General features: G+C 72.0%; 26 protein-coding genes. 6 read left to right on the forward strand and 20 right to left on the reverse strand.

What is annotated here, in order from left to right:
* Positions 1-3: 3 nt before the first annotated feature.
* From ASC60_RS11950 to ASC60_RS11995, 10 genes are all read right to left on the reverse strand, one after another.
* Complete coding sequence (locus tag ASC60_RS11950) at positions 4-687, reverse strand: response regulator (RefSeq protein ID WP_055549742.1); 684 nt, start codon at positions 685-687, stop codon at positions 4-6.
* Positions 684-3,263, reverse strand: a complete 2,580-nt coding sequence (locus ASC60_RS11955) for a sensor histidine kinase KdpD (RefSeq protein WP_055549744.1) — start codon at positions 3,261-3,263, stop codon at positions 684-686. Before ASC60_RS11955 ends, ASC60_RS11950 begins: the two co-directional genes overlap by 4 nt.
* A 21-nt stretch (positions 3,264-3,284) precedes the next feature.
* The gene (kdpC, locus tag ASC60_RS11960) at positions 3,285-3,938 is read right to left on the reverse strand and encodes a potassium-transporting ATPase subunit KdpC (protein WP_055549748.1); all 654 of its coding nucleotides are present in this window, start codon (positions 3,936-3,938) and stop codon (positions 3,285-3,287) included.
* A gap of 9 nt (positions 3,939-3,947) precedes the next feature.
* A complete protein-coding gene (gene kdpB / locus ASC60_RS11965; RefSeq protein WP_055549750.1) occupies positions 3,948-6,056 on the reverse strand; it encodes a potassium-transporting ATPase subunit KdpB in 2,109 nt (702 codons plus the stop codon).
* The gene (gene kdpA / locus ASC60_RS11970) at positions 6,053-7,738 is read right to left on the reverse strand and encodes a potassium-transporting ATPase subunit KdpA (RefSeq protein ID WP_055549752.1); all 1,686 of its coding nucleotides are present in this window, start codon (positions 7,736-7,738) and stop codon (positions 6,053-6,055) included. The genes kdpB and kdpA overlap by 4 nt, the downstream gene beginning before the upstream one ends.
* A 7-nt stretch (positions 7,739-7,745) precedes the next feature.
* Positions 7,746-7,835: a K(+)-transporting ATPase subunit F gene (gene kdpF, locus ASC60_RS11975; protein ID WP_037817630.1), complete on the reverse strand. Its 90-nt coding sequence runs from the start codon at positions 7,833-7,835 to the stop codon at positions 7,746-7,748.
* A 309-nt stretch (positions 7,836-8,144) separates the two neighbouring features.
* Positions 8,145-9,002: a hypothetical protein gene (locus ASC60_RS11980; RefSeq protein WP_079038331.1), complete on the reverse strand. Its 858-nt coding sequence runs from the start codon at positions 9,000-9,002 to the stop codon at positions 8,145-8,147.
* Positions 9,003-9,208: 206 nt separating this feature from the next.
* Complete coding sequence (locus tag ASC60_RS11985) at positions 9,209-9,994, reverse strand: DUF3710 domain-containing protein (RefSeq protein WP_055549754.1); 786 nt, start codon at positions 9,992-9,994, stop codon at positions 9,209-9,211.
* A gap of 1 nt (position 9,995) precedes the next feature.
* Positions 9,996-10,511, reverse strand: a complete 516-nt coding sequence (dut, locus tag ASC60_RS11990; RefSeq protein WP_079038332.1) for a dUTP diphosphatase — start codon at positions 10,509-10,511, stop codon at positions 9,996-9,998.
* On the reverse strand, positions 10,508-11,089 hold the full coding sequence (locus tag ASC60_RS11995) for a PaaI family thioesterase (protein WP_055549757.1): 582 nt from the start codon (positions 11,087-11,089) through the stop codon (positions 10,508-10,510). Before ASC60_RS11995 ends, dut begins: the two co-directional genes overlap by 4 nt.
* A 59-nt stretch (positions 11,090-11,148) precedes the next feature.
* Here ASC60_RS11995 and ASC60_RS12000 point away from each other — a divergent pair, with 59 nt between their 5' ends.
* Positions 11,149-11,592 carry a DUF3093 domain-containing protein gene (locus ASC60_RS12000; protein ID WP_055549759.1) on the forward strand — a complete coding sequence of 148 codons (444 nt, stop codon included), beginning with the start codon at positions 11,149-11,151 and terminating at the stop codon, positions 11,590-11,592.
* A gap of 9 nt (positions 11,593-11,601) precedes the next feature.
* On the opposite strand, the gene ASC60_RS12005 is transcribed toward ASC60_RS12000, so the two are convergent.
* The 4 genes from ASC60_RS12005 to ASC60_RS12020 all read right to left on the reverse strand — a co-directional run bounded on the left by ASC60_RS12005 (position 11,602) and on the right by ASC60_RS12020 (position 15,014).
* A complete protein-coding gene (locus tag ASC60_RS12005) occupies positions 11,602-12,357 on the reverse strand; it encodes a hypothetical protein (RefSeq protein WP_055549761.1) in 756 nt (251 codons plus the stop codon).
* 14 nt (positions 12,358-12,371) lie between these two features.
* Positions 12,372-12,674: a DUF4193 domain-containing protein gene (locus ASC60_RS12010; protein WP_009714537.1), complete on the reverse strand. Its 303-nt coding sequence runs from the start codon at positions 12,672-12,674 to the stop codon at positions 12,372-12,374.
* A 444-nt stretch (positions 12,675-13,118) separates the two neighbouring features.
* Positions 13,119-14,354 carry a cell wall metabolism sensor histidine kinase WalK gene (locus ASC60_RS12015; protein ID WP_055549763.1) on the reverse strand — a complete coding sequence of 412 codons (1,236 nt, stop codon included), beginning with the start codon at positions 14,352-14,354 and terminating at the stop codon, positions 13,119-13,121.
* Between the two features lie 6 nt (positions 14,355-14,360).
* Positions 14,361-15,014, reverse strand: a complete 654-nt coding sequence (locus ASC60_RS12020) for a response regulator transcription factor (protein WP_055549765.1) — start codon at positions 15,012-15,014, stop codon at positions 14,361-14,363.
* A gap of 386 nt (positions 15,015-15,400) precedes the next feature.
* On the opposite strand from ASC60_RS12020, the gene ASC60_RS42170 reads away from it, so the two are divergent.
* A complete protein-coding gene (locus tag ASC60_RS42170; protein WP_199830928.1) occupies positions 15,401-15,568 on the forward strand; it encodes a hypothetical protein in 168 nt (55 codons plus the stop codon).
* Between the two features lie 142 nt (positions 15,569-15,710).
* Here ASC60_RS42170 and ASC60_RS12025 read toward each other — a convergent pair whose 3' ends face one another.
* A complete protein-coding gene (locus ASC60_RS12025) occupies positions 15,711-16,511 on the reverse strand; it encodes an inositol monophosphatase family protein (RefSeq protein ID WP_055549767.1) in 801 nt (266 codons plus the stop codon).
* 124 nt (positions 16,512-16,635) lie between these two features.
* Entirely contained in the window at positions 16,636-17,775 is a 1,140-nt protein-coding gene (locus tag ASC60_RS12030; protein ID WP_055549769.1) for a ferrochelatase, read from the reverse strand.
* Positions 17,776-17,956: 181 nt separating this feature from the next.
* Here ASC60_RS12030 and ASC60_RS12035 point away from each other — a divergent pair, with 181 nt between their 5' ends.
* From ASC60_RS12035 to sepH, 3 genes are all read left to right on the forward strand, one after another.
* Positions 17,957-19,213 carry an MFS transporter gene (locus ASC60_RS12035; protein WP_055550076.1) on the forward strand — a complete coding sequence of 419 codons (1,257 nt, stop codon included), beginning with the start codon at positions 17,957-17,959 and terminating at the stop codon, positions 19,211-19,213.
* Complete coding sequence (locus tag ASC60_RS12040; protein ID WP_055549774.1) at positions 19,167-20,492, forward strand: D-arabinono-1,4-lactone oxidase; 1,326 nt, start codon at positions 19,167-19,169, stop codon at positions 20,490-20,492. Before ASC60_RS12035 ends, ASC60_RS12040 begins: the two co-directional genes overlap by 47 nt.
* A 398-nt stretch (positions 20,493-20,890) precedes the next feature.
* The gene (sepH, locus tag ASC60_RS12045) at positions 20,891-21,982 is read left to right on the forward strand and encodes a septation protein SepH (RefSeq protein WP_079038333.1); all 1,092 of its coding nucleotides are present in this window, start codon (positions 20,891-20,893) and stop codon (positions 21,980-21,982) included.
* An 86-nt stretch (positions 21,983-22,068) separates the two neighbouring features.
* Here sepH and ASC60_RS12050 read toward each other — a convergent pair whose 3' ends face one another.
* Positions 22,069-22,905, reverse strand: a complete 837-nt coding sequence (locus ASC60_RS12050; RefSeq protein ID WP_055549778.1) for a sulfurtransferase — start codon at positions 22,903-22,905, stop codon at positions 22,069-22,071.
* Between the two features lie 287 nt (positions 22,906-23,192).
* On the opposite strand from ASC60_RS12050, the gene ASC60_RS12055 reads away from it, so the two are divergent.
* Positions 23,193-23,978: a VOC family protein gene (locus ASC60_RS12055; RefSeq protein WP_055549780.1), complete on the forward strand. Its 786-nt coding sequence runs from the start codon at positions 23,193-23,195 to the stop codon at positions 23,976-23,978.
* 159 nt (positions 23,979-24,137) lie between these two features.
* On the opposite strand, the gene ASC60_RS12060 is transcribed toward ASC60_RS12055, so the two are convergent.
* The 3 genes from ASC60_RS12060 to ASC60_RS12070 all read right to left on the reverse strand — a co-directional run bounded on the left by ASC60_RS12060 (position 24,138) and on the right by ASC60_RS12070 (position 26,703).
* A complete protein-coding gene (locus ASC60_RS12060) occupies positions 24,138-24,809 on the reverse strand; it encodes a thymidine kinase (protein WP_055549782.1) in 672 nt (223 codons plus the stop codon).
* Between the two features lie 68 nt (positions 24,810-24,877).
* On the reverse strand, positions 24,878-26,107 hold the full coding sequence (locus ASC60_RS12065) for an alkaline phosphatase family protein (RefSeq protein WP_055549784.1): 1,230 nt from the start codon (positions 26,105-26,107) through the stop codon (positions 24,878-24,880).
* Positions 26,107-26,703 carry a DUF5998 family protein gene (locus ASC60_RS12070; protein ID WP_055549785.1) on the reverse strand — a complete coding sequence of 199 codons (597 nt, stop codon included), beginning with the start codon at positions 26,701-26,703 and terminating at the stop codon, positions 26,107-26,109. The genes ASC60_RS12065 and ASC60_RS12070 overlap by 1 nt, the downstream gene beginning before the upstream one ends.
* Positions 26,704-26,761: the final 58 nt, after the last annotated feature.

Genomic DNA, 26,761 nt, shown 5'->3' on the forward strand with positions numbered 1-26,761 from the left:
CGCTCACCGCTCGAAGCGGTACCCCATCCCCGGCTCGGTGATGAAGTGCCGCGGATGCGCGGGGTCGTTCTCCAGCTTGCGGCGCAACTGCGCCATATAGACGCGCAGGTAGTTGGTCTCGGTGCCGTACGACGGTCCCCAGACCTCCTGGAGCAGTTGCTTCTGGCTGACCAGGCGGCCCTCGTTGCGCACCAGCACCTCCAGCAGATGCCATTCGGTGGGCGTCAGCCGCACGTCGCGGCCGTCCCGGTGCGCCTTCTTGGCGGCCAGGTCGACACTGAACCCCTCGGTCTGGACGATCACGGCCGCGTCCGACGGCCCCGACGGCTCGGCGCGCCGCACGGCGGCGCGCAGCCGGGCCAGCAGCTCGTCCATGCCGAACGGCTTGGTGACGTAGTCATCCGCCCCCGCGTCCAGGGCCTCGACCTTCTCGTCGGAGGTCTGGCGGGCCGAGAGGACGAGGATCGGGACGCGGGTCCAGCCCCGCAACCCCCTGATCACTTCCACTCCGTCCATATCGGGCAGGCCCAGGTCCAGCACGACCACATCGGGGTGGCGGGTGGCGGCGAGCTTCAGGGCGGTCGCACCGTCCCCGGCGGCGTCGACCTCGTACTTGCGCGCCTTCAGGTTGATCACGAGGGCCCGTACGATCTGCGGCTCGTCGTCCACCACGAGCACCCGGTTCATCTGACGGCCTGCCTTTCCGTTGTGCCGTGTGGGTCGTGCGCCGGGCTGCCGGGGGCGGCCCGCAGGGTCAGCACCATGGTCATCCCGCCTCCCGGCGTGTCCTCGGCGGCCAGCGATCCGCCCATCGTCTCCACGAAGCCGCGGGCGACGGCGAGTCCGAGACCGACCCCGGAGCCGCGCGGGGCGTCCCCGTAGCGCTGGAAGGGTTCGAAGATACGGTCCTTCGCGGCGTCCGGCACACCGGGGCCCCGGTCGGCGACGCGCAACTCGACCCGCTCGCCGAGGGCGCTGGCGGAGACCAGCACGGGCCGGTCCCGCGGGCTGTACTTCACCGCGTTCTCGACGATGTTGGCGACGCTGCGCTCCAGCAGCCCCGGGTCGACCTCGACCATCGGCAGGTCCTCGGGGATCTCCAGGGTGACGTCGCTCTCGGGCACGCCGACGAGCGCCATCGGCACCACCTCGTCCAGGTCGATCTCCCGGATGAGGGGGGCGACGGTGCCGGTCTGCAGCCGGGACATGTCGAGCAGGTTGCCGACCAGGTGGTCGAGGCGGTCGGCGCCGTCCTCGATGCCCGCCAGCAGCTCGGCCTCGTCCTCCGCCGACCAGGCCACGTCGTCCGCGCGCAGGGACGACACGGCCGCCTTGATGGCCGCGAGCGGGGTGCGCAGATCGTGGCTGACGGCGGCGAGCAGGGCGGTGCGGATGCGGTTGCCCTCGGCCAGCCCGCGGGCCCGCTCCGCCTCCCCCACCAGCCGCTGCCGGTCCAGCACGACGGCGGCCTGGGCGGCGAAGGCGGCCAGCACCCGGCGGTCCTCGGCGGGCAGTACCCGGCCGGACAGCGCGAGCGCCATGTGGTCGCCGACCGGCATGTCCACGTCCGCGTCCTCGGGCCGCTCCGGCGGGGTTGCGCCCGCGGTGCCGCCGACGCTGCCGGCGCACGTCCAGGGCGCGACATCGCCCTCCCGTTCCAGCAGGGCCACCGTGTCCATGCCGAACGTCTCGCGGACCCGCTCCAGCAGCGCCTCCAGGCTGGTCTCCCCGCGCAGCACGCTGCCCGCGAGGAAGGACAGCACCTCGGACTCGGCGCGCAACCGCGCGGCCTGGTGGGTGCGGCGCGCGGCCAGGTCGACGACGGAGGCGACGCTGACCGCCACCGCCACGAAGATCACTATGGCGACGATGTTCTCGGGATCGGCGATGGTCCAGGTGTGGGTGGGCGGGGTGAAGTAGTAGTTGAGCAGCAGCGATCCGACGGCCGCCGAGGCGAGGGCGGGCAGCATTCCGCCCAGCAGGGCCGCCAGCACGTTGAGGAAGAGGAACAGCAGCACCTCGTTGGCGAAGCCGGGACCGGCGTCCGCGGTGAGCGTGGCGCCCGTGCCGGTGAGCACCAGGGTGAGCAGGGCGGGCCCGGCGATCCCCACCAGCCAGCCCGCGATCAGCCGGGCGCGGCCGAGCCGGGCCCCGCGCGCGACGGGCAGTCCGCGCCCCTTGGCGACCTCCTCGTGGGTGACGATGTGCACGTCCAGGTCGGGCCCGGAGTCCCGGGCGACGGTCGCGCCCACCCCCGGCCCGAAGACGTATTGCCACGCCTTGCGGCGGCTGGAGCCGAGCACGATCTGGGTGGCGTTGACACCGCGCGCGAACTCCAGCAGCGCTCCGGGGATGTCCTCCCCGATGACGTGGTGGAAGGTGCCGCCCAGATCCTCGACCAGGGTGCGCTGGACCGCCAGCTCCTTCGGGGAGGCCGAGGTGAGTCCGTCGCTGCGGGCGATGTAGACGGCCAGGATCTCGCTGCCGGAGCCCTTGGCCGCCATCCGGGAGGCGCGCCGGATGAGCGTGCGCCCCTCGGGGCCGCCGGTGAGCCCGACGACGATGCGCTCGCGCGCCTGCCAGGTGGAGCGGATGCTGTGCTCGTCGCGGTACTGCTGGAGGTATTCGTCGACCCGGTCGGCGGTCCACAGCAGGGCCAGCTCGCGCAGCGCGGTGAGGTTCCCGGGCCGGAAGTAGTTGGACAGCGCGGCGTCGACCTTGTCGGACGCGTAGATGTTGCCGTGCGCCATCCGGCGGCGCAGCGCCTGGGGCGACATGTCGACCAGCTCGATCTGGTCGGCGCGGCGCACCACCTCGTCGGGCAGGGTCTCCCGCTGCCGTACGCCCGTTATCGACTCGACGACGTCCCCCAGCGACTCCAGGTGCTGGATGTTGACGGTGGAGACGACGTCGATCCCGGCCTTCAGCAGCTCCTCGACGTCCTGCCAGCGCTTGGCGTTGCGGGAGCCGGGGACGTTGGTGTGGGCCAGTTCGTCGACGAGCGCGACGCCGGGGCGGCGGGCGAGCACCGCGTCCACGTCCATTTCGGTGAACGTGCCGCCCCGGTACTCCAGCTCCCGGCGCGGCACCTCCTCCAGGCCGGCCATCATCACCTCGGTGCGGCGGCGGCCGTGGTGCTCCACGAAGCCGACCACGAGGTCCGTGCCCCGCTCGGCCCGCCGGTGCCCCTCGGACAGCATCGCGTAGGTCTTGCCGACGCCCGGCGCCGCGCCGAGGTAGATCCGAAGCTTGCCGCGTCCCATGCCCCTATTTTCCCCGTTCGCTCATTTTTCCAGCTGGTGGAGCGCGATGTTCAGCTCCAGCACGTTCACGCGCGGCTCGCCGAGGAAGCCGAGGGCGCGGCCGTCGGTGTGGTTCCCGACCAGCCGTGCGACCTCGGCGCGCGGCAGCGCGTTGGCCCGGGCCACCCGGGTCACCTGGAGGGCGGCGTACGCGGGCGAGATGTCCGGGTCGACGCCGGAGGCGGAGGCGGTGACCGCGTCGGGGGGTACGGCGCCGGGCGCGACCCCGTTGAAGGCGGCGATGCGGGCGCGGCGCTCCTTGATCTGCTGGAGCAGCACCGTGCTGTCGGCGGAGAGATTGGACCCGCCCGAGACGGTGATCTCGTACTGGGTGTTGACGGTGTTGGTGCCCGCGGCCGAGGGGCGGGGCTGGAAGTACTTCGGGTCCGGCAGCGGGTTCCCGGCCTTGTCCTTACGGTCCAGGGTGTACGTCTGGCCGATGAGCGCGGAGCCCGCGGTCCTGCCGTCCGCCCGGACCTCGGAGCCGTTCGCCCGGTGCGGGAAGGCGGCTTGCGCGATCCCGGTGACGGCGAGCGGATAGAGCACCCCGCAGAGCACCGTGAGGGCGAGCAGTGCGCGCAGGGCGGCGCCCGCAAGCCGGGCGGTGGAGCGTGCCGTGCCGTGAGGAAGGGTCATGGTCTCGATTCACCCGATGCCCGGTATGAGGGAGATGAGCAGGTCGATGAGTTTGATGCCGAGGAACGGGGCGATGAGCCCGCCCAGGCCGTAGAGGGCGAGGTTGCGGCGGAGCATCCGGTCGGCGCTCATCGGGCGGTAGCGCACGCCCTTGAGGGCGAGCGGCACCAGCGCGACGATGATCAGCGCGTTGAAGACGACGGCCGACAGGATCGCGGACTGGGCCGAGGCCAGACGCATGATGTTGAGCGCGTCCAGGCCCGTGTAGCCCGCCACGCCCGCGAACATCGCCGGGATGATCGCGAAGTACTTCGCGACATCGTTGGCGATCGAGAAGGTGGTCAGCGCGCCCCGGGTGATCAGCAGCTGTTTGCCGATCTCCACGATCTCGATCAGCTTGGTCGGGTCGGAGTCCAGGTCGACCATGTTCCCGGCCTCCTTGGCGGCCGAGGTGCCGGTGTTCATGGCCACGCCGACATCGGCCTGGGCGAGCGCCGGGGCGTCGTTCGTGCCGTCTCCGGTCATCGCCACCAGCTTGCCGCCCGCCTGCTCGCGCCTGATCAGCGCCATCTTGTCCTCGGGGGTGGCCTCCGCCAGGAAGTCGTCCACCCCCGCCTCGTCCGCGATGGCCCGGGCGGTCAGCGGGTTGTCGCCCGTGATCATCACGGTCTTGATGCCCATCCGGCGCAGTTCGTCGAACCGCTCCCGTATGCCCTCCTTGACGACGTCCTTGAGGTGGATCAGGCCGAGGACGCGCGCGCCCCGCTCGTCCTCGACGGCCACCAGCAGCGGGGTGCCGCCCGCCGCCGAGATCGCGTCGGCCTTCTCCCGGGCGTCGTCCGAGACCCGTCCGCCGCGCTCGGCCACCCAGCCGGTGACCGCGGCGGCCGCGCCCTTGCGGACCCTGGTGCAGTCCAGGTCGACGCCGGACATCCGGGTCTGGGCGGTGAACGGGACGAACGCGGCGTGGCCCAGTTCGCCCTCGTGGCGGGCCCGCAGGCCGTACGCCTCCTTGGCGAGGACGACGACGGAGCGGCCCTCGGGCGTCTCATCGGCGAGCGAGGACAGCTGGGCCGCGTCCGCCAGTTCCTCCTCGGTGGCCCCGCCGACGGGGACGAACTCGGCGGCCTGCCGGTTGCCGAGCGTGATCGTGCCGGTCTTGTCGAGCAGCAGCGTCGACACGTCGCCCGCCGCCTCCACCGCGCGGCCGGACATGGCCAGGACGTTGCGCTGCACCAGCCGGTCCATGCCCGCGATGCCGATGGCGGAGAGGAGGGCGCCGATGGTGGTGGGGATGAGGCAGACCAGCAGCGCGGTGAGCACGACCATCGTCTGCTCGGCGCCCGCGTGGATCGCGAACGGCTGGAGGGTCACGACGGCGAGCAGGAAGACGATGGTGAGCGAGGCGAGCAGGATGTTGAGCGCGATCTCGTTGGGGGTCTTCTGCCGGGCCGCGCCCTCGACCAGTCTGATCATCCGGTCGATGAAGGTCTCGCCGGGCTTCGTCGTGATCTTGATGACGATGCGGTCGGAGAGCACCTTGGTGCCGCCGGTGACCGCGGACCGGTCGCCGCCGGACTCGCGGATGACCGGCGCCGACTCCCCGGTGATGGCCGACTCGTCGACGGACGCCACACCCTCGACGACATCGCCGTCGCCCGGGATCACCTCCCCCGCCTCGCAGACCACGAGGTCGCCGACGCACAGCGCGGTGCCGGGCACCCGTTCCTCGCCGGCGGCCGCGAGCCGCCGGGCCTCGGTGTCGGTCTTGGCCTTGCGCAGGGTGTCGGCCTGGGCCTTGCCCCGGCCCTCGGCGACGGCCTCGGCGAGATTGGCGAAGATCACGGTCAGCCAGAGCCAGACCGTGATCGCCCAGCCGAACCAGTCGCCCGGGTTCAGCGCGGCCAGCACGGTGGTGAGCACCGAGCCGATCTCCACGACGAACATCACCGGGGACTTCGCCATCACGCGCGGGTCGAGCTTCCGGAGGGCGTCCGGCAGCGAGGTGAGGAGCCGGCGGGGGTCGAAGAGGCCACCGGAGACCCGGCCGCCGCCCGCGTCGTGGCTGTGCGGGCGCTCGCCGCCGGGGGCGGGGCGCACGGGTGTGGTCGTGCTCATGAGAGTCCCTCCGCCATCGGGCCAAGGGCCAGGGCCGGGAAGTAGGTGAGGCCGGTGATGATCAGGACGGCGCCGACCAGCAGCCCCGCGAAGAGCGGCTTCTCGGTGCGCAGGGTGCCCGCCGTCTCGGGGACGGGCTTCTGCTCGGCGAGCGAACCGGCCAGCGCCAGGATGAGGACCATCGGCAGGAAGCGGCCGAGCAGCATCGCGAGGCCCAGCGTGGTGTTGTACCAGTCGGTGTTGGCGTTCAGGCCCGCGAAGGCGGAGCCGTTGTTGTTGGCGCCGGAGGTGAAGGCGTACAGCACCTCGGAGAAGCCGTGCGCCCCGCTGTGGCCCGCCGCGTTCCCCGCGGTGTTGAGGATCGAGTGCTGCGGGCTGGACAGCACCACGGACAGGGCGGTGAAGGAGAGCGCCAGTGCCGGGGTGACCAGGATGGAGCAGGCGGCGAGCTTGATCTCGCGGGCCCCGATCTTCTTGCCCAGGTACTCGGGCGTACGGCCGACCATGAGCCCCGCGATGAAGACCGCGATCACGGCCATGACGAGCATGCTGTAGAGGCCGGAGCCCACTCCTCCGGGGGCGATCTCGCCGAGCATCATGCCCAGCAGCGCGATGCCGCCGCCGAAGCCGGTCAGGGAGGAGTGCATCGCGTCCACCGCGCCGGTGGACGTCAGCGTCGTACTCGTCGCGAAGATCGACGACGCGCCGACGCCGAACCGCTGCTCCTTGCCCTCCATCGCGCCGCCCGCGGCCTGGAGCGCGGGGCCGCCGTGGTGGAACTCGCTCCACATCATCAGCGCCGTGAAGCCGAGCCAGATCAGGCCCATGGCGGCGAGGATCGCGTACCCCTGCCGGACGTTCCCGACGAGCACGCCGAAGGTGCGGGTCAGCGAGAACGGGATGACCAGGATCAGGAAGATCTCGAAGAGGTTGGTGAAGGCGTTCGGATTCTCGAACGGGTAGGCGGAGTTGGCGTTGAAGAAGCCGCCGCCGTTGGTGCCGATCTCCTTGATGGCCTCCTGCGAGGCGACCGCGCCACCGTTCGTCTGCTGGGTGCCGCCGGTGAGCTGCCCGACCTCGTGGATGCCCGCGAAGTTCTGGATCGCGCCGCACGCGACCAGCACGATCGCGGCGATCACCGCCATCGGGATCAGGACGCGTACGACGGTGCGCACCAGATCGGCCCAGAAGTTGCCCAGCTCGCCGGTGCGGGAGCGGGCGAAGCCCCGGACGAGCGCGATGGCCACCGCGATGCCGACGGCGGCGGACAGGAAGTTCTGCACCGCGAGCCCGGCCGTCTGCACCACATGGCCCATGGACTGCTCGCCCGCGTAGGACTGCCAGTTGGTGTTGGAGACGAAGGACGCGGCGGTGTTGAACGCCTGCGCCGGGCTGATCGAGGAGAAGCCGTAGGACAGCGGCAGGGCGCCCTGGAGGCGCTGCAGCAGGTACAGGAAGAGGACGCTGACGCCGGAGAAGGCGAGCACTCCGCGCAGATACGCGGGCCAGCGCATCCGGGTGTCCGGATCGGCGCCGACGCAGGCGTAGATCCACCGCTCGGCGCGCAGATGCTTCCCGGAGCGGTAGACGGCCGCCATGTAGTCGCCGAGCGGCCGGTACACCAGGGCGAGCGCGCCGATGAGCGCGGCGAGCTGGAGCACCGCGGCGAGTTCTGAACTCATGACGCCCTCAGAACCGCTCGGGGAAGAGGAGGGCGAGGACCAGATAGCCCAGCAGCGCGACGGCCACGACCAGGCCGACGACGTTCTCGGCGGTCACAGCTTCGTCACCCCTTTGGCGACGAGGGCCACCAGCGCGAACACCGCGAGCGTGGCAACGACGAAGGCCAGATCGGCCATCGTGGGCTCCTAGAGGATCGGTGGAGAGCTGACCTCTAGAGCAAAACCCGTGTTCGGGGGGCCGGAGCCGCCGTTGACGGCTCCCTTACGGCGGCGAGCACCCTCTTGACGCCTCCCTGACGCCCAGGGGTGCCCGCACGACGCGACATAGCCGGTGGGCCGTACTCCGCAGAGAAAAGTACGGCCCACCGGTAGAACGCTCACATCAGCCGAGCCTTACGCCGGGGACTCAGCCGGATGCGAGCGAGCAGCCCGCCAGAGCGTCAAGACCGGAGGGGGCGGTCGAGCCCTGACGGGAGAATGAGATCTTGATGCGGTCGATCGTGGACTTCCGCTTGTCCGCCAGCGGGCCCAGGATCGCGTTCTGCACGAAGTTCGGGCCGCCCTCGCCCTGACTGGTGCTCAGCCGCTTGTTCGCCTCGCTGAGCTGCGTGTCCAGAAGCGCGAGGTTGCGGTCCACCTCCGCCTGGGCGGCGGCCGGTACGTTGCCGACCTGACCGGCGACGTCCGGGCAGCTGATCGTCTGACCGGAACCGGCGCCGGTGTCCGCACCGGCGCCGGACTCCGCCGCAGGGTCGGCCGAGGCCGCGGCGCTCGCGGCGGCCGTCGGGGCCGCCCCGGTTCCCGCCCCGGCACCACCGGCGTCGCCGCCGGACAGCGTGCACTCGGCGAGCGCGTCGAGGCCGGTCGGCTTCTCGGCCCGGCGCCCGATGGAGGTCGCGATGCGATCGAGGGTGGACTTCCGCTTGTCCGCCAGCGGACCGAGGATCGCGTTCTGCACGAAGTTCGGGCCGCCCTCGCCCTGACTGGTGCTCAGCCGCTTGTTCGCCTCGGCGAGCTGGGTGTCCAGAAGGGCGAGGTTGCGGTCCACCTCCGCCTTGGCTTCCGCGGGAATCTCCGGCAGGGATCCCTCCACGGCGGGGCAGCTGATGGAGGACGCGGCCTTGACCGACGCCTTCCCCGTGTCGCTGCTGTCGTCCTGACCTGCCATGGCGGCTCCCACCGCGACGGACGCACAGGTAATACCGCCGATCACACCGGCGACCACAATCCGCCGACGGTGAAGTAACGGAAGGCCTCGGGACATTGATCACTCACCTCGTTGAGGTCGGACAGGGGGTGTCCCCCTCGCGCCCGCTCTTCCACTGCCGCGGGCGCGCCGGGGGTCTCTCGCCCATCAATACGCCCCGGGCGGCACGCGTGTTCAACGCGGTGCGAAAAAAATCGAAGGGGCCCGGGAAGTCTCCCCGGGCCCCTTCGGACCTGGCCTCATGCGCTCGGCGCGGCCTCCGGTCAGCGCACCTCGCTGATCTCGGGACCGCGCTGGAGCCGGTCGGCGCCGCCCGCGAACCGCGAGCCCTGCGCCTCCTCCTGCTGCACCCCGTCGGGCACCATCTGCGCGTCGTTCGGCAGCTTGAGGACGATCGGGTCGCGCGGGGCCATCGGGCCCTCGCCGCGCACCACGACCGTGTCCTGGAAGATCGCCTCCAGCAGGCTGCCGGTCTCGGGCTGCACGGCGCCCTGCCCGGAGATCACCCCGCGCAGGAACCAGCGCGGCCCGTCGACGCCGATGAAGCGCACCACCTGGACGCCGTTCTTGCCGTCCGGCAGCTGCACCGGCACCTGGGCCCGCAGCTCCCAGCCGAGCGGGCCCTCGACCTCGTCCACCACACCGCCCTGCTGGGTGATGCCAGTGGCGATCTCGTCCCGCACCTCGGTCCAGATGCCTTCCTTCTTCGGCGCGGCGAACGCCTGCAGCTGCACGGCGCTGTCCCGCAGCACCACGGTCGCGGCCACGATCGCGTCCCCCGCGACCTCCACCCGCAGCTCCATGCCCTCGACACCGGGCACGAACATGCCGCCGAGGTCCACCCGGCCCTCGCCGGGCTCCCGCACCTCGGACACGTCCCACGGGCCGTCGGGGCGCGGCGCGGGGGGCAGGCTCACCCTGGGAGCCTCCGCGTCGCCCTCGTCGTCGACGAGGCCCGCCGCGTCCTCCGCGTCCTCGGCCAACTCCTCGGAGGTCACGTCGAGCGACTCGACGTCCTCCTCGCTGCGCTTGCGGCGACGTCCGAACACGTCATCGTCCTTCCCGGTCGGAACCGACCGAAGCGTATCCATTCCCACCCGTTGTGCCGTCCACGGCGGCATGACCGCCGGTGGACCCGAAGCCCCCTTCGGCCCGCGCCGACCCGGGAAGCTCCGCCACCTCCTGGAAGCGCACCTTCTCGACCTGCTGGACGACCATCTGGGCGATCCGGTCGTAGCGCTCGAACCGCACGCTCTCGCGCGGGTCCAGGTTGACCACGATCACCTTGATCTCTCCACGGTACCCGGCATCGATGGTCCCCGGGGCATTCACCATGGCGACCCCGCAGCGGGCGGCGAGTCCGGACCTCGGATGCACGAAGGCGGCATACCCCTCCGGGAGCGCGATAGACACTCCGGTGGGCAGAACCGCGCGCTCCCCCGGGGCCAGCTCCGCCGCCTCGGTCGTGACGAGATCGGCGCCGGCGTCCCCCGGGTGGGCATACCCCGGGATCGGCACCTGGGGGTCCACCCTGCGGATCAACACGTCCACCGGTACGGGAGTCACGGATTCACCTCGAATGCGCGCGCGACCTTCACCTGATCCGGGTCGGAGAGCGCCGCGTTGATCTCCTCCGGCCGGCCGTTCTTGATGAAGTGGTCGACCCGCACCTCTATGAAGAGGGCCTCCGCGCGCACCGCGACGGGCCCCTCGGGACCCCCGATGCGGCCCGTGGCCGCACAGTAGATCTTGCGGCCGTGCACGGCGGTCACCCGTGCCTCCAAGTGCAGCACGGTGCCGACGGGCACTGGCCGGACGAAGTCCGTCTCCAGCCGCCCGGTCACCGCGATCACACGCTGCAGCCAGTTCAGCGCCCCCAGCGCCTCGTCCAGCGCGGCGGTCAGCACCCCGCCGTGGGCCAGGCCGGGCGCGCCCTGGTGGGCGGCGTCCACGGTGAACTCGGCGGTGAGGCCGACGCCCTCGCCCGCCCGCGCCCGCAAGCGCAGGCCGCCGCTCTGCTCGCCGCAGCCGAAGCACTGCTCGTAGTGCGCGCCGAGGGGCTCCCCGGGCGCGGGCGCGTCGGGGTGGCGCACGGGTGCCGTGGCGCCGTCCGGCGGCTTCAGCGCTGTCGTTCTTCCACTCACAACGGCTGACCTTACCCGCGAGAGATGCCCGGGCAGGCGGCCATGCCAAGCTGATACGCATGCAGCCCTACGACGAACGTCTCACCGCGCCCCGTTCATGGTGGTTCATCGCGATTCTGATCGGGGTCGGCACGGCGCTGGCCCTGCTGCCGCTCGGCACGCTGCCGATGCTCGGCGGCCTGATCGGCGGCGCGGCGCTGGCCTGCGTGGTGGTGAGTTCGTACGGCTCGGCCCGGGTGCGGGTGGTGGCGGGCTCGCTGGTGGCGGGAGAGGCCAGGATCCCGGTGTCGGCGCTCGGGGCCGCCGAGGTGCTGGACGCCGCCGAGGCGGCCGCCTGGCGGACGTACAAGGCCGATCCACGGGCCTACATGCTGCTGCGGAGCTACATCCCGACCGCGCTGCGGGTCGAGGTCACCGATCCGCAGGATCCGACACCGTACGTGTACGTCTCAACCCGGGACCCCGAGGGACTGGCCGCGGCCCTGACGGCCGTACGCGCCTGAGGAGGCGTCCTAGGTGTGCTGTCCGGGCACGTTGGTGCCGGGCGGTTCGCCGGGGGCGTCCGGGGACGGGGGGAGGGCGTCCCAGGGCACCTGGCGGTCGCGCAGGTCCTTGCGGATCTTGCGCGCGAGTCTCTTGGTGTCGCGCCGGTTCATCGAGGCGCCGACGGCCGCGCCGACCATGAAGGGCGCGAGGACCGGCAGATTCCGGAAGCTCCGTCTCAGCACCCGCTGGCGCAGCTCGCGCTTCATCTGGACGTGCAGCGCGGCATTGACGCCGGCCGGGACAGTGGGGTCGACACCCCGCTCCTCGGACCACGCGCCGAGATAGATGGCGGCCCGCTGCCGCACGGACCCGGGCGCCCGCACTCCGTAGAGCTCGTGCAGCTCGGCGATCAGCTTGAACTCTATGGACGCCACACCGACGATCTCGGCGGCCAGCTCGGCGGGCATGGCGGGCGGGGTCGGCAGCATCGCCGCGGCACCGACGCCCGCGCCCACGGTGGAGGTGGCGTTCGCCGCACCGGCCACCAGCTTGTCCGCGATCTCCTCCGGGCCGAGCCCGGGGAACTGCTTGCGCAGGGCCGCGAGGTCGCGGACCGGAATGCGCGGCGCGTTCGCCGCGATCCGGTCGGCGACCGCGTACACCCCCGCCCTGGCACGGCCACCGCTCCGCCGGACGCCGCGGCCGAGGGCGACCACGAGCGAGGCCACCCGGCCTCGCTCGACATGCGTCGCCTCGTCCCCGTCGCCGGACTCCGCGTCCACGCCTGGCCTGCGGCTCAGGCCGCGCAGTCGCGGCAGATCGGCTGGCCGTTCTTGGTCTCGGCGGCCAGCTGGCTGCGGTGGTGCACGAGGAAGCAGCTCATGCACGTGAACTCGTCGGCCTGGCGGGGCAGCACCCGCACGGACAGCTCCTCGTTGGAGAGGTCCGCGCCGGGCAGCTCCAAGCCCTCGGCCTGCTCGAACTCGTCGACGTCGACGGTGGACGCCGACTTGTCGTTCCGGCGGGCCTTGAGTTCCTCGATGCTGTCCTCGTTGACGTCATCGTCGGTCTTGCGTGGGGTGTCGTAATCCGTTGCCATGTCGCTCTCCCCCTCTGGGTGTCTGCGGTGTCTCAGCGCTCGTAACGCGTGAGAGGCCGGACTTGTGCCCGACCTGAGGCGGAGATTTTGCCTCACATCAAGGTCTGTTACTCAATCGACACCCAACCGCACCCCTGAAGAGGTGATCGGGTTGGATGGCCATCGGGACCGTACACGGTCCGAATGTCGCACTCTCATGCGCCATGACGTGTACTTCCCGTGATCACGGTGCCTGAAAACCCGGATTTTACGGCTTTCCGGCAACCGGCACGATCACGCAGAGTGTATGGCTTGAAAATCGCCCATGTGATCGATCACACACGATACTGGCGGTGGGCGGATCACGAAAATTCCGCCCAAAGCGAACACCCCACGAGGGTACTCCCCCTTTCAGCATTTCGCCGTTTCGCCGTTTCGCCGTTTCGCCGTTCCGCCGTTCCGCGCTCAGACCGGGAGCACCACCCGCATGACCAGGCCGCCGCCCTCCCGCGGCTCGGCCGCGATGCGGCCGCCGTGGGCGCGCGCCACGGAGCGGGCGATCGACAGCCCCAGGCCCACGCCCTTGTCGCTGCCCGTGCGCTCGGTGCGCAGCCTGCGGAAGGGCTCGAAGATGTTGTCCATCTCGTACGCCGGGATCACCGGCCCGGTGTTCGCGACCACCAGCAGCGCCTGGCCCTGCCGCACCTCGGTGGTCACCTCCACCCAGCCGTGGTCCTCGACGTTGTAGCGCACCGCGTTCTGCACGAGGTTCAGCGCGATCCGCTCCAGCAGCACCCCGTTGCCCTGGACCACCGCGGCCGCCCGGTCGCCCCGGATCTCCACGCCCTTGGCCTGGGCCTCGGAGCGGACCTGTTCCAGGGCCTGGGAGGCGACCTCGGCGAGATCCACCGGCTTGCGGTCCACGATCTCGTTGTCGCTGCGGGCCAGCAGCAGCAGACCCTCCACCAGCTGCTCGCTGCGCTCGTTGGTGGCCAGCAGCGTCTTGCCGAGCTGGACCAGCTCCGGGGACGCCTGCGGATCGGACAACTGCACCTCCAGCAGGGTGCGGTTGATCGCCAGCGGGGTGCGCAGCTCGTGCGAGGCGTTGGCGACGAACCGCTGCTGCGCGGTGAACGCCCGGTCCAGTCGCTCCAGCATCTCGTCGAAGGTGTCCGCCAGCTCCTTCAGCTCGTCGTCCGGGCCGTCCAGCTCGATCCGCCGTGACAGGTCCGAGCCCGCCACCTGACGCGCCGTACGGGTGATGCGGCCCAGCGGCGAGAGCACCCGCCCGGCCATGGCGTAGCCGAACGCGAACGCCACCACGGCCAGCCCCAGCAGCGCCAGCAGCGAGCGGCGCAGCAGCCCGTCCAGGGCGAAGTCGCGCTGCTGGGACATGCACTGGGCCACGGCCCGGTTGAACGCGTCGTTGTTGCCCTGACTGGGCAGATGGCACGTGTCGGAGGGCTTGTAGTCGATCCGGACGATCTGCAGCGGGAACTCGCTGCCCCGGCGGATGGCGTCCGCCGCCAGCAGATAGATGATCGTCAGCAGCACCACACCGGCGATCAGGAACATCCCGCCGTACAGCAGGGTGAGCCGTATCCGGATGGTGGGGCGCAGCCAGGGGTTGGGCGGCGAGGTGTGCTGCGGGTCCCAGCTGGGCTTGGGCGGGGCCGCCGGCGGGAGCGGAGTCGTGGCCATGCCCGGTCAGATCCGGTAACCCGAGCCGGGGACGGTGACGATCACCGCGGGCTCGCCGAGCTTGCGGCGCAGCGTCATGACGGTCACCCGGACGACGTTGGTGAACGGGTCGGTGTTCTCGTCCCAGGCCTTCTCCAGCAGCTGCTCGGCGGAGACCACGGCGCCCTCGCTGCGCATCAGGACCTCCAGCACCGCGAACTCCTTCGGGGCCAGCTGGATCTCCTTGCCGTCCCGGAACACCTCGCGGCGGTTCGGGTCCAGCTTGATCCCGGCCCGCTCCAGGACCGGCGGCAGGGCGACGGTGGTACGGCGGCCGAGCGCCCGCACCCGGGCGATCAGCTCGCTGAAGGCGAAGGGCTTGGGGAGGTAGTCGTCGGCGCCGATCTCCAGCCCCTCGACGCGGTCGCTGACGTCGCCGGAGGCGGTGAGCATCAGGACGCGGGTGGGCATGCCGAGTTCGACGATCTTGCGGCACACGTCGTCACCGTGGACGAGCGGCAGGTCACGGTCGAGGACCACGACGTCGTAGTCGTTGACGGCGATGCGCTCCTGGGCGGCGGCACCGTCATACACGACGTCGACGGCCATGGCCTCCCGGCGCAGTCCGGTGGCCACCGCGTCGGCGAGCAGTTGCTCGTCCTCGACGACGAGTACACGCACGTCGTTCGTCCTTCCCTCGTGGCCGCGGCGGCTTGGTGGGCCGCGGTGGGCTCTCATGCGCCGCAGCGGGCGTGATCTCGCCGAACTCGATGAGCGTTCGGCGCCTCCATCCTGCCTCGAAGTCTCATAAACCGGCGGTAAGAGGTCCCGGGGGTCCCAGGGCCCACTTCACGATCGCTTCAACGTCATTCCAAGATCGTTGAGAAACTTTTGGTGCCGGAGGTTTCCGCTCCGAGTGGGGTGGGGAGGACGACTGCACACCCCGCGATCACGCCCTGTATGTGGCTATCCATTGATGCCGCTGCCACCCTCAGGGATTCACATACGTGATCGCTCCCGCCGTCGGCACACCCCCGTGCCACCGACCCACGACGAGGGGGCGCACCATGGACGCGTTCACCGCAGGCATTCTGCAGCGTATAGAGACCACCAAGACCGACCTCAGCCGCGCCCGTGAGACGGGTGACGACTTCCTCGCCGACGTGGAGCTGGCGGAGCTGGAAGACCTCCGTCGGCTCGCCGCCGAGCATGGTGTGGAAGTAAGCGCCGCTTGATCCGCTTGTTTGATCACCCGGTGTGACGGAGACCGATCCAGCTCCGGTACACCGATTCCCGAGCACGACCGGCACAATCCACGCCGAAGCGCCCCGGTGTCCTCCTGGCCACCGGGGCGCTTCGCGTGCGCGGGGTCCCGGCTCAGTCGTGCCAGGCGCCCAGCTCCTCCAGCAGGTCTCGCAGCGGCTCGAAGAGCCCCGGGGCGGCGGCGATGGTCAGCTCCGTCGAGGCCGGTACGCCCGGCCGTCCGCCGGTGAGCGCGCCCGCCTCGCGGGCTATGAGGGCGCCGGCCGCGTAGTCCCAGGGGTTGAGCCCGCGCTCGTAGTACGCGTTGAGCCGCCCGCAGGCCACGTCGCACAGGTCGATGGCGGCCGATCCGCCACGCCGGATGTCGCGCACCTGGGGCACCAGCTCGTTGAGGACCCTGGCCTGCCCGATGCGGCGCTCGCGCACATAGCCGAAGCCCGTGCCGATCAGCGCCTGCTCGAAGGGGGGCGCGGGGCGCACCCGCACGCGCTCTCCGTTCGCGTACGCGCCCTGGCCGAGCACGGCGTGGTACGTCTCGCCGCGCATCGGCGCCGCCACCACTCCGACGACCGGCTCGCCGTCCCGCTCGACGGCGATGCTGACCGCCCAGGACGGGAGGCCGTAGAGGTAGTTCACCGTGCCGTCGATCGGGTCGATCACCCAGCGGACGCCGCTGCTGCCCTCGCTGCTCGCGCCCTCCTCGCCCAGCACCCCGTCCTCCGGGCGGTGCGTGGCGAGGAAGTCGGTGATCAGCTTCTCGGAGGCGACGTCCATCTCGGTGACGACGTCGATCGGGCTGGACTTGGTGGCGGCCACGCCGAGGTCGGCCGGGCGGCCGTCCCGCAGCAGGTCCCCGGCCCTGCGGGCGGCCTCCAGGGCCAGATCGAGCAGTTCGGCGTTGAGCGAGTCGGTCATCGTGCTCCTTAGCGGATTGCCCCGTGTGTACTGCGTCTGCGCGTGTGACGGCCCGGATGGCCCAGGGTGTGTCTTGTGGATCATGCCGGGCTCCCGACGCCTGGCCTGACCCGCAAGACACCCCCTAGTCGGCCCCGGCGGCGGCGGGCCGCGGCGAGCGGGCCGGGCAGCAGCCCACCGGGCACACGTCGTGGCTGGGGCCCAGCGCGCCCAGCGCACAGCGCTCGGGCGCCGGGCCGTCCCCGGCGGCGAACCGCTCGGTGGCCGCGCGCTCCAGCAGCAGTTCGCGCACCGCCGCCGCGAACCGCGGATCGGCGCCCACGGTCGAGGCCCGGGCGACCGGCAGGCCCAGCTCGGCCGCCTTGGCGGCCGCCTCGGTGTCCAGGTCGTACGTGACCTCCATGTGGTCCGAGATGAAGCCGACCGGGACCATCACCGCGGCGGGCACCCCTTCGCCGTGCAGCTCCTGAAGGTGGTCGCAGATGTCCGGCTCCAGCCAGGGGATGTGCGGGGCGCCGCTGCGGGACTGGTAGACCAGCCGCCACGGATGCACCGCGCCGGTCTCCTCGCGCACCGCTTCGGCGATCAGCCGGGCGACGTCGAGGTGCTGGGCGACGTACGCACCGCCCTCGCCGTGCTCCGGGACCGGGCCTGAGGTGTCCGCGGCGGCGGTCGGGATGGAGTGGGTGGTGAAGGCAAGGTGCGCCCCCGCCCGCACCCCTTCGGGCAGCTCGGCGAGCGCGGCGAGCGTCGCGTCCACCATGGGCCGGACGAAGCCGGGATGGTTGAAGTAGTGCCGCAGCTTGTCCACGCGCGGCAGCGGCAGCCCCTCGCCCTCCAGGGCGGCGAGCGCGTCCGCGAGGTTCTCGCGGTACTGGCGGCAGCCCGAGTACGAGGCGTACGCGCTGGTGGCGAGCACCGCGATGCGGCGGTGGCCGTCGGCGACCATCTCCCGCAGGGTGTCGGTCAGATACGGGGCCCAGTTGCGGTTGCCCCAGTAGACCGGCAGGTCGAGCCCGTGCTCGGCGAAGTCCTCGCGCAGCGCGTGCAGCAGCTCGCGGTTCTGCTCGTTGATCGGGCTGACACCGCCGAACAGGAAGTAGTGCTGCCCGACTTCCTCGAGCCGCTCCCGGGGGATGCCCCGGCCCCGCGTGACGTTCTCCAGGAACGGCACGACGTCCTCCGGGCCCTCGGGCCCGCCGAAGGAGAGCAACAGCAGGGCGTCGTACGGGGCGGGGGATGTCTGCGCTGACTGTTCCGGCATGGTCCCGATCCTGCCACCAGCCCCGGACCGGCGGGAAATGCCCCTGCGCGGGCCCCGCGGCGACCGTAAGCTGTATCAGCTTCGACGTTCCTTACTCGGCTCCGCCGACCGCGTTCCCCTCTCTTCCGCTCCCTTCCGCCGTCCCGTTCCGCCGCTCTGCCCGCCCGCGGAGGCCCCCGCCATGCCCGGACCCAGTCCCTACCGTGTGATCTTCGCCGCCCCCGGCGCCAAGGCGTTCTCCGTGGCCGGGTTCATCGCGCGGATGACCGTGGCCATGACGAGCATCGGCGTGGTCACGATGGTCTCCCAACTCACCGGCCGGTACGGGCTGGCCGGCGCGCTGGCGGCCACCCTCGCGCTCTCCGTCGCCGTCCTCGGCCCGCAGACCTCCCGGCTGGTCGACCGGTACGGCCAGCGGCGGGTGCTGCGTCCGGCGACCCTCGTCACGCTGGCCTCGCTAGCCGGGCTGCTGCTGGCGGCCCACCGGGGGTGGCCGGACTGGACGCTGTTCGTGTTCGCCGCCACGGCGGGCTGTGTGCCGAGCGTCGGGGCCATGGTGCGAGCCCGCTGGGCGGCGATCCACCAGGACGCGCCGCGTGAGTTGCACGCGGCGTACTCCTGGGAGGCCATCGTCGACGAGACCTGCTTCATCCTCGGTCCGATGATCTCGATCGGACTGTCCACCGCGTGGTTCCCGGAGGCGGGCCCGCTGCTGGCCGCGTGCTTCCTGGCCGTCGGCGTCTTCTGGCTCACCGCGCAGCGGGCCACCGAGCCGGTGCCGCATCCGCGCGGGTCGCACGGCGGCGGCTCCGCGCTGCGCTCGCGCGGGCTCCGGGTGCTGGCCCTCACCTTCGTCGCGGTCGGCGCGATCTTCGGGGCGGTGGACGTGGCGACGGTGGCGTTCGCCGAGGACCAGGGGCACAAGGCGGCGGCGAGCCTGGTCCTGGCGGTGTACGCGCTGGGCTCATGCCTGGCGGGAGCCGTCTTCGGGCTGCTGCCGCTCAAAAGATCGCTGTCTTTCCGCTGGTTGCTGGGTATTTGTGCGATGACCGTGAGTATGATCCCCCTCCAACTGGTCGGGAACCTTTCGTTTCTGGCCGTGGCGCTCTTTGTCGCGGGCCTGGCCGTCGCACCGACGATGGTCACGACCATGGCCCTCGTCGAACAGCACGTACCACGCGCGCATCTGACCGAGGGCATGACCTGGGTGAGCACCGGGCTCATGGTCGGGGTGGCGCTCGGCTCGTCGGCCGCCGGAGAGGTGGTGGACGCCGCCGGGGCCCGCGCGGGGTACGCGGTGCCGACCGTGGCCGGGGCGCTCGCGGCGGCGGTGGCGTTCCTCGGGTATCGCCGGCTCCGGCCGGCGCCACAGCGGGAGGGGTCGGGTGCGGATGGCCGTCAAGACCGTAAGAACCGAGCGGAACAGCGTGTGGCGTAACTGGGCGGGGAACGTCATCGCCCGTCCGGTACGGAGCGTGGCCCCCTCCTCCACCCAGGAGCTGGCCGAGGCGGTGCGCCAGGCCGTGGCCGACGGGCTGCGGGTCAAGCCGGTGGGCACCGGCCACTCCTTCACCACCACGGCCGCCACCGACGGCGTGCTGATACGCCCCGACCGCCTGGTGGGCGTGCGGGAGGTGGACCGGGAGGCGGGCACGGTGACCGTCGCGGCGGGCACCTCGCTGCGCCAGCTCAACGAGACCCTGTCGGGCCACGGTCTGTCGCTGACCAACATGGGCGACATCATGGAGCAGACGGTGGCCGGGGCCACCTCCACCGGCACCCACGGGACCGGGCGCGACAGCGCCTCGATCGCCGCCCAGATCAAGGGGCTGGAGCTGGTCACGGCGGACGGCTCGGTGCTGCGCTGCTCGGCGACCGAGCACCCGGAGATCTTCACGGCCGCCCGGGTCGGCCTCGGCGCGCTCGGCGTGGTCACGGCGATCACCTTCGGCGTGGAGCGGGAGTTCCTGCTCACCGCGCGCGAGGAACCGATGTCCTTCGAGCGGGTGATGACGGACTTCGAACAACTCGTCGCCGAGAACGAGCACTTCGAGTTCTATTGGTTCCCGCACACCGGCAACTGCAACACCAAGCGCAACAACCGCAGCACCGGCCCCGCCTCCCCGGTCGGCCGGGTCAGCGGCTGGGTGGACGACGAACTGCTGTCCAACGGCATCTTCCAGGTGGCCTGCACGGTGGGCCGGGCGGTCCCCGCCACCATCCCCGGGATCGCCAAGATCTCCAGCCGCGCCCTGTCCGCCCGCACCTATACGGACATTCCTCACAAGGTCTTCACCAGCCCGCGCCGGGTCCGCTTCCTGGAGATGGAGTACGCGGTGCCGCGCGAGGCCGCCGTCCCGGCGCTGCGCGAACTGAAGGCGACCGTGGAGCGGTCGGGGCTGCGGGTCAGCTTCCCGGTGGAGGTGCGGACCGCGCCCGCCGACGACATCCCGCTGTCCACCGCCTCCGGACGGGACACCGCCTACATCGCCGTCCACCTCTACCGGGGCACCCCGCACCGGGCGTACTTCACGGCCGCCGAGCAGATCATGACCGCGCACGGCGGACGCCCGCACTGGGGCAAGCTGCACAGCCGCGACGCGGCGTATCTGTCCGGGGTCTACCCGCGGTTCGGCGAGTTCACCGCGCTGCGCGACCGGCTCGACCCGGACCGGGTGTTCGGCAACGACTACCTGCGGCGGGTGCTCGGCGGCTGACGGGGTCCGGGGCGGCCCGGCCGGGCCGGGCACACCGGCGCCGCCCTCCCCGGCGTGGACATTCGTTCCCGCCCGCCGGGGGAAGTGGCCCATAAACGAAGCTGATCGTTCCGATTCTGACGTTTCTGTGAAACTTGGCATCCACATTGCGCCCCACTTCGAAGGATTCGGCGCCGGATCACCACGCCACGCCCGAACTCGGCTGGCGCGCCGCTCCACCTGAGCGGCCCGAATGGAGTACTGTGGCGAGCCCTGGCCCCGCTTTCCCGTCCGGCCGCCCGGACCCAACGGGAGGGGTCAGAGGGCGGCAACCAACCGGCCCGGGCAACTCGGCAAAGTTGTGGCAGGCTGCACCCGGGCAGGCCACACTCGTCTAGCGGGAGAGCAGCGACGCAACCGTGACGTCGGCAGGCACCACCCGGGAGGTCCCCATGCCCGAACTGCGTGTCGTGGCCGTCAGCAACGACGGCACACGGCTGGTGCTCAAGGCTGCGGACAGCACGGAGTACACACTTCCCATCGACGAGCGACTGCGCGCCGCGGTGCGCAACGACCGCGCTCGGCTCGGCCAGATCGAGATCGAGGTCGAGAGCCATCTGCGGCCCCGTGACATCCAGGCCCGTATACGCGCCGGCGCCACCGCCGAAGAGGTCGCGCAGATGGCCGGCATTCCCGTCGACCGGGTGCGCCGCTTCGAGGGACCGGTGCTCGCGGAGCGCGCGTTCATGGCCGAGCGCGCCCGTAAGACACCCGTGCGCCGCCCCGGCGAGAACGCCGGACCGCAGCTCGGCGAGGCCGTGGCGGAGCGGCTGCTGCTGCGCGGCGCCGAGAAGGACACCGCGCAGTGGGACTCGTGGCGGCGCGACGACGGCACCTGGGAGGTGCTGCTGGTCTACCGGGTCGCCGGTGAGCCGCACTCCGCGAGCTGGACGTACGACCCGCCCCGGCGGCTGGTCCAGGCCGTGGACGACGAGGCGCGCACGCTCATCGGCGAGGCCGACGACACCCCGGAGCCCAGCTTCCCCTTCGTGCCGCGCATCGCCCGGCTGCCGCGCGACCGGGACAGGGACCGGGGTACGTCCTTCGAGTCGGGCGACGACGAGGACGAGTCCGCCCTGCCGCTGTCGCCGTCCGCCTCGATGGACGACGGCATCGGCGGCGAGCGCGACTCGCTGACCAGCCTGCTGGAGGCCGTGCCCAACTTCCGTGGTGACATGGTCGTGCCCGAGGCGCCGGTCGTGGCGCCGCCACCGCCGCCGGACGAGCTGGTGGAGGAGGCGGAGGCCGTCGAGCCGCCCGCCCCGGCGGCGAGCGCGGGTTCGGCGTACGCGGATGTGCTGATGCCCCGTTCGGTCGCGGGCCACCGGGACCGGCTGACCGGCACGACGGACCGTCAGGCGGAAGCGGACGGTGTCCGTCCGGGCCGCCGGGCGGCGGTGCCGAGCTGGGACGAGATCGTCTTCGGCACGCGCCGCAAGAAGCAGGAGTAGCCCCCGGGCCGCTCGTTCCCGACAAGGCTCCGGGCCCCGTCACCGACCTGTGGCGACGGGGCCCGGAGCGTTGCGCGGGGCGCACATCAGCCGGGCTGAGGGCCGGTGGCCACCGGACGGCTGCCGTCGGCGGACCACTCGCTCCACGACCCCACGTACAGGGCCGCCGGGATGCCCGCCTCCGCCAGCGCCAGGACCTGATGCGCGGCCGAGACGCCCGAACCGCAGTACACCCCGACCTCGGTGTCCCCGGTGACACCGAGGTCCGCGAAGCGCTCGGCCAGCCGCCCGGCGGACAGCAGATGGCCGTCGGCGGTGACGTTCTCGGTGGTGGGGGCGGAGATCGCGCCCGGGATATGACCGCCGACCCGGTCGATCGGCTCGACCTCGCCGCGGTAGCGCTCGCCCGCCCGCGCGTCCAGCAGGACGCCGCGCCGCGCGAGCGCGGCCGCGTCCTCCGCCGTGAGCAGCGGCAGGGCGCCGGGCTCCGGGACGAAGTCGCCCTCGGGCTCGCCCGGCAGTTCGGTGGTCAGCGCACCGTCGGCCGCGGTCCAAGCGGGCAGACCGCCGTCGAGCACGCGGACATCGGGGTGGCCCGCCCAGCGGAGCAGCCACCAGGCGCGCGCCGCCGCCCAGCCCTGTCCGCCGTCGTACGCCACCACGCGCCGGTCCCGGCCGACCCCGGCCCGGCGCATCGCGGCCGCGAACGCGGAAAGATCGGGCAGCGGATGGCGTCCCGCCGCCCCGGCCGGACCCGCCAGCTCGGTGTCGAGATCGACGTACACGGCACCGGGCAGATGCCCGGCCTCGTACGCGGGGCGGCCGGGAGGGCCGCCGAGCTGCCAGCGCACGTCCAGCAGCAGCGGGGGACGCTCCCCCTCCAGCGCGTTCATGAGATCGGGTGCGGTGATGATGGCATTCATGGGAACCATCCTTGCGTAGATACCCCTGCGACGTTTGGACCCCCCGATCACCCAACGCACAGCTGATGGCCATGCGATGGCAAGCGCAGCGAAACAGGCGTGCGGCGAGAACCCGGGCATTCTTCTGCCGGAGCGCGCATCGTGCGGCGCGGCCGGGGTGCTTGCCACGGCAAGTGGTGCAAATATCGTTCGAGCCCCCCACATCAGCACCTCCGCATCACCGCCCCGCGCCGCCGACCGGCCCGGGGCCGCACGGCCACGACGATGGTCCGAGGAGAGAGTGACGTATGACCGAGGCAGCGACTCGGCGCACACCGGGCACGCCCTGCTGGACGAGTTTGATGGTGCACGGCCTTGCCGCGACACAGGACTTCTATCACGCCCTGTTCGACTGGGAGTTCACACCGGGGCCACAGCAGCTCGGCGCGTACGTCCGCGCCGTACGGGACGGCCGGCCGGTCGCGGGACTGGGCGAGCTGCCCAAAGAACGTCAGCTTCCGGTCTCCTGGATGACTTATCTGGCCTCGAACGACGCCGACGAGACGGCGGAGATGATCCGCGCCTGCGGCGGCACCGTCGCCGTGGGCCCGCTGGACGCGGATGAGGCGGGCCGGATGCTGATCGCCGCCGATCCGGAGGGCGCCGTGTTCGGGGTGTGGCAGGAGGAGGAGCACGCCGCGCCCCGGGAGGCGGGGCTGCCCGGCACCCCGGTCTGGCACGAGCTGACGGCCCGCGAGCCCGGGGCGGTCGCGAAGTTCTACCAGATGGTCTTCGGCTACGAACCGGACGGTACGGGGAGCACCCTGGCACCCGAACCAGGCCGCCGGACCCTGCGTCTGGCCGGGCGGCCGGTGTGCGCGATCCGCAGCGCCGACCCGGACCTCCCCCGCGACCGGGGCGCGCACTGGATGACCCACTTCGCGGTGGCGGAGGTGGACGAAGCGGTGCGCCGGGTGGCCGAGTTGGGCGGCCGGGTGGTCGAACCGCCGTCGGACCGGGCGACCGGACGCGCGGCCCTGGTCGCCGACCGGGAGGGGGCGGCCTTCACGATCGTGCGAGCCGCGGAGGTCTAGTGCCGCGTCAGTCAGGGTTTGCCCGGTAGCGAGGCGTCCTGGTGCGGTCAGCTGCAAGGCGCCGGATCGGCCTCGTAGTGGGCCTACTCGGTCGATTCGGCAACGCCGCAGATGGCCGTGCCAGGGCGGCGAGCGGGGCAAACCTTGACTGACGCGGCACTAGGTCCTGTCCGGCGGACCGGCGGGCGTGTCGACCGGCAGCACATCGGGGGACAGACTGGCGGCCCGAGCGGCGGCGGCCGTCATCCGGCGCCGGTGGTGGCGGCGGCACAGCACCTCGTAACCCACCTCGCTCTCCGGTCCGTTGACGTCGCCCACGACGACCTGGGCACCCTCGACAACCATCTCGCCGCCGACCGTACGGGCGTTGTGCGTCGCCCGGGCGCCGCACCAGCACAACGCCTCGACCTGCAGCACCTCCACGCGGTCCGCGAGTTCGACCAGACGCTGGGAGCCGGGGAAGAGCTTGCTGCGGAAGTCGGTGGTGATGCCGAAGGCGAAGACGTCCAGGTCCAGGTCGTCGACGACCCGGGCGAGTTGGTCTATCTGCCGCGGGGTGAGGAACTGCGCCTCGTCCACGATGACGTAGTCGGCGCGGCCCCCGGCCGTCAGCACGCCGACCACATGGGCGTAGAAGTCCAGGTCCGCCACGGCCTCGACGGCCTCGGTGACCAGCCCGAGCCGCGAGGAGAGCTTGCCGTGGCCCGCCCGGTCGTCCCGGGTGTAGATCATCCCCTGAAGCCCGCGGGCCGAGCGGTTGTGCTCGATCTGCAGAGCCAGGGTGCTCTTTCCGCAGTCCATGGTTCCGGAGAAGAACACCAGCTCGGGCATGGGGGTGGTGGGGCCTTTCGTATGGGACGGGTGGCGGTGCGGGCTGCGGCACGCGGGAGCGCGGTCGCTCAGGAGCGTACTTCGAGCAGCGGAACCAGCTGCTCCACCGGGGTCATCGAACCGTGCAGCCCGACCATCGCGGACTCCTTCGGCTCGGTCTCCGAGGCGACGATCGCGACATCGTCCCGGGCGGCGGCCACGATGTCGCCGATGCGCCGGTAGACCCGCTCGTCCACGCCGCCGGTGCCGCCGGGCCGCCCGAACCAGCCCGCCTCGATGGCCTCGTCGCGGCTGGCCACCCACATCCGCTCCCCCACCACCTCGCGCCATACGGCGAGCACATCACCGGCCGCGCCGGGCACCGCGTACAGATGGCGGGCGCGACCCTCGCCGCCCAGCAGCGCGACGCCCGCCCGCAGCTCCCAGTCGGTGTCGAAGTCGAGCCGCGACTCCGGGTCGAAGGGGATGTCGATCATGCCGTGGTCGGCGGTGACGTAGAGCGCGGCGCGGGGCGGGAGCTGCTCGGCGAGCCGCTGGGCCAGCCCGTCGACGTAGCGAAGCTGGGCGCGCCACTCATCGGAGTCGACGCCGAAACGATGACCCTTGCCATCCACTTCGCTGTAGTACGTGTAGACGAGCGAGCGGTCCGCTGCGCCCAGCTGCTCGGCCGCGAGGTCCATCCGCTCCTCGCCGGAGAGCCGGCCGTGGAAGGTGCCGCCGCTCAGCGCGATCTTGGTGAGCGGGGTCTCCGCGAAGGTCGGCGCGGAGACCTGGCAGGTGTGCACGCCCGCGGCGTCGGCCAGCTGGAAGACCGTGGGATACGGCTGCCAGGCGTGCGGATCCGTCCAGGGCTGCCAGCGCAGCTGGTTCATCAACTGGCCGGTGGCGGGGTCGGCCACCGTATAGCCCGGCAGTCCGTGGGCGCCGGGCGGCAGGCCCGTGCCCACGGAGGCGAGCGAGGTCGCGGTGGTGGACGGGAAGCCCGCGGTGAGCGGGGCACCGGTGCCGCCGAGCGAGCTGGACAGCAGCGAGGTCAGAAAGGGCGCCTCAGCGGGGTGGGCGCGCAGCAGCTCCCAGCCCAGGCCGTCGACGAGGAAGACGCACACCCGGTCGGCCGGGGCGAGCGCGAGCCCGGACGTCAGCCCGGGGACCTCCTGCCCGGCGGCGATCGCGGGCAGCAGATCGGCGAGCGAACCGGTGCCGTAGCGCGGCACCGGGGCGGTGCGGGGGTCGAGCGGGACCGGCTCGGGCCAGGCGGAGTCGGCGGCGGTGGTGGGGCCGGGGGCGGAGCCGGGCATCAGCGGCCGGCGTCCGGGGTGGCCGCGGTGGCCTCGGAGAGCGCCTGGGCGAAGGCGAGGGTCTGGCGGACGGTGTCGGGGCCGTCGCCCGCCTCGCTGACCCGCAGGCTCAGGTCATCGGCGGTGGACGAGCCGGTGTAGCCGTGGTCGGCCTCGCAGTTGGGGTCGCCGCAGGCGGCGGGCTCCAGGTCGAGGCGGTTGACGGCGCCCCAGCCGATGGTCAGCACGACCTCGCGGGGCAGCGTGCCCGGGGTGTACGACTCGGGGTTGGCGACGACCCGGCTGAGCACGACCGACGAGATCCGCTGGAGCTTCACGGACTCGGTGGAGGTGGTCGCGTACGGCGAGGGGGAGGTGCCGTCGGCGGCCTGCTCGTCGGTGTGGCTGACGATGAAGCGGTTGCCGGTGAGGACGAGGACCGTGACATGGCGGCGGACCTCGTTGGCGTCGAACGTGGTCTCCTGATGGACCAGGTACGACACGATCGGCTCGCCGCCCACGGCGGCCTCCACCGCCTCGGCCACGAGTGCCGGGTAATAGCCGCTGCGCTCGATCGCCGCGCGCAGCCCCTGGGTCGTCGTACCGGTCTTAGCCATGGACACCATCCTACGGGGCGGCGCCGACACCGGCTCCCATGCCCGTCCCGGCCCCGGG

It is taken from the genome of Streptomyces sp. NBRC 110028, assembly GCF_001417735.1.
In the GTDB taxonomy this organism is placed as follows: Bacteria; Actinomycetota; Actinomycetes; order Streptomycetales; family Streptomycetaceae; genus Streptomyces.

Excerpts from the sequence above, each read along its gene's own strand:
- ASC60_RS11950 (WP_055549742.1), bottom strand. The coding sequence starts at position 687 with ATGAACCGGGTGCTCGTGGTGGACGACGAGCCGCAGATCGTACGGGCC.
- ASC60_RS11955 (WP_055549744.1), bottom strand. The coding sequence starts at position 3,263 with ATGGGACGCGGCAAGCTTCGGATCTACCTCGGCGCGGCGCCGGGCGTC.
- kdpC (WP_055549748.1), bottom strand. The coding sequence starts at position 3,938 with ATGACCCTTCCTCACGGCACGGCACGCTCCACCGCCCGGCTTGCGGGC.
- kdpB (WP_055549750.1), bottom strand. The coding sequence starts at position 6,056 with ATGAGCACGACCACACCCGTGCGCCCCGCCCCCGGCGGCGAGCGCCCG.
- kdpA (WP_055549752.1), bottom strand. The coding sequence starts at position 7,738 with ATGAGTTCAGAACTCGCCGCGGTGCTCCAGCTCGCCGCGCTCATCGGC.
- ASC60_RS11980 (WP_079038331.1), bottom strand. The coding sequence starts at position 9,002 with ATGTCCCGAGGCCTTCCGTTACTTCACCGTCGGCGGATTGTGGTCGCC.
- ASC60_RS12000 (WP_055549759.1), top strand. The coding sequence starts at position 11,149 with ATGCAGCCCTACGACGAACGTCTCACCGCGCCCCGTTCATGGTGGTTC.
- ASC60_RS12010 (WP_009714537.1), bottom strand. The coding sequence starts at position 12,674 with ATGGCAACGGATTACGACACCCCACGCAAGACCGACGATGACGTCAAC.
- ASC60_RS12015 (WP_055549763.1), bottom strand. The coding sequence starts at position 14,354 with ATGGCCACGACTCCGCTCCCGCCGGCGGCCCCGCCCAAGCCCAGCTGG.
- ASC60_RS42170 (WP_199830928.1), top strand. The coding sequence starts at position 15,401 with ATGGACGCGTTCACCGCAGGCATTCTGCAGCGTATAGAGACCACCAAG.
- ASC60_RS12025 (WP_055549767.1), bottom strand. The coding sequence starts at position 16,511 with ATGACCGACTCGCTCAACGCCGAACTGCTCGATCTGGCCCTGGAGGCC.
- ASC60_RS12030 (WP_055549769.1), bottom strand. The coding sequence starts at position 17,775 with ATGCCGGAACAGTCAGCGCAGACATCCCCCGCCCCGTACGACGCCCTG.
- ASC60_RS12035 (WP_055550076.1), top strand. The coding sequence starts at position 17,957 with ATGCCCGGACCCAGTCCCTACCGTGTGATCTTCGCCGCCCCCGGCGCC.
- ASC60_RS12040 (WP_055549774.1), top strand. The coding sequence starts at position 19,167 with ATGGCCGTCAAGACCGTAAGAACCGAGCGGAACAGCGTGTGGCGTAAC.
- ASC60_RS12050 (WP_055549778.1), bottom strand. The coding sequence starts at position 22,905 with ATGAATGCCATCATCACCGCACCCGATCTCATGAACGCGCTGGAGGGG.
- ASC60_RS12055 (WP_055549780.1), top strand. The coding sequence starts at position 23,193 with ATGACCGAGGCAGCGACTCGGCGCACACCGGGCACGCCCTGCTGGACG.
- ASC60_RS12060 (WP_055549782.1), bottom strand. The coding sequence starts at position 24,809 with ATGCCCGAGCTGGTGTTCTTCTCCGGAACCATGGACTGCGGAAAGAGC.
- ASC60_RS12065 (WP_055549784.1), bottom strand. The coding sequence starts at position 26,107 with ATGCCCGGCTCCGCCCCCGGCCCCACCACCGCCGCCGACTCCGCCTGG.
- ASC60_RS12070 (WP_055549785.1), bottom strand. The coding sequence starts at position 26,703 with ATGGCTAAGACCGGTACGACGACCCAGGGGCTGCGCGCGGCGATCGAG.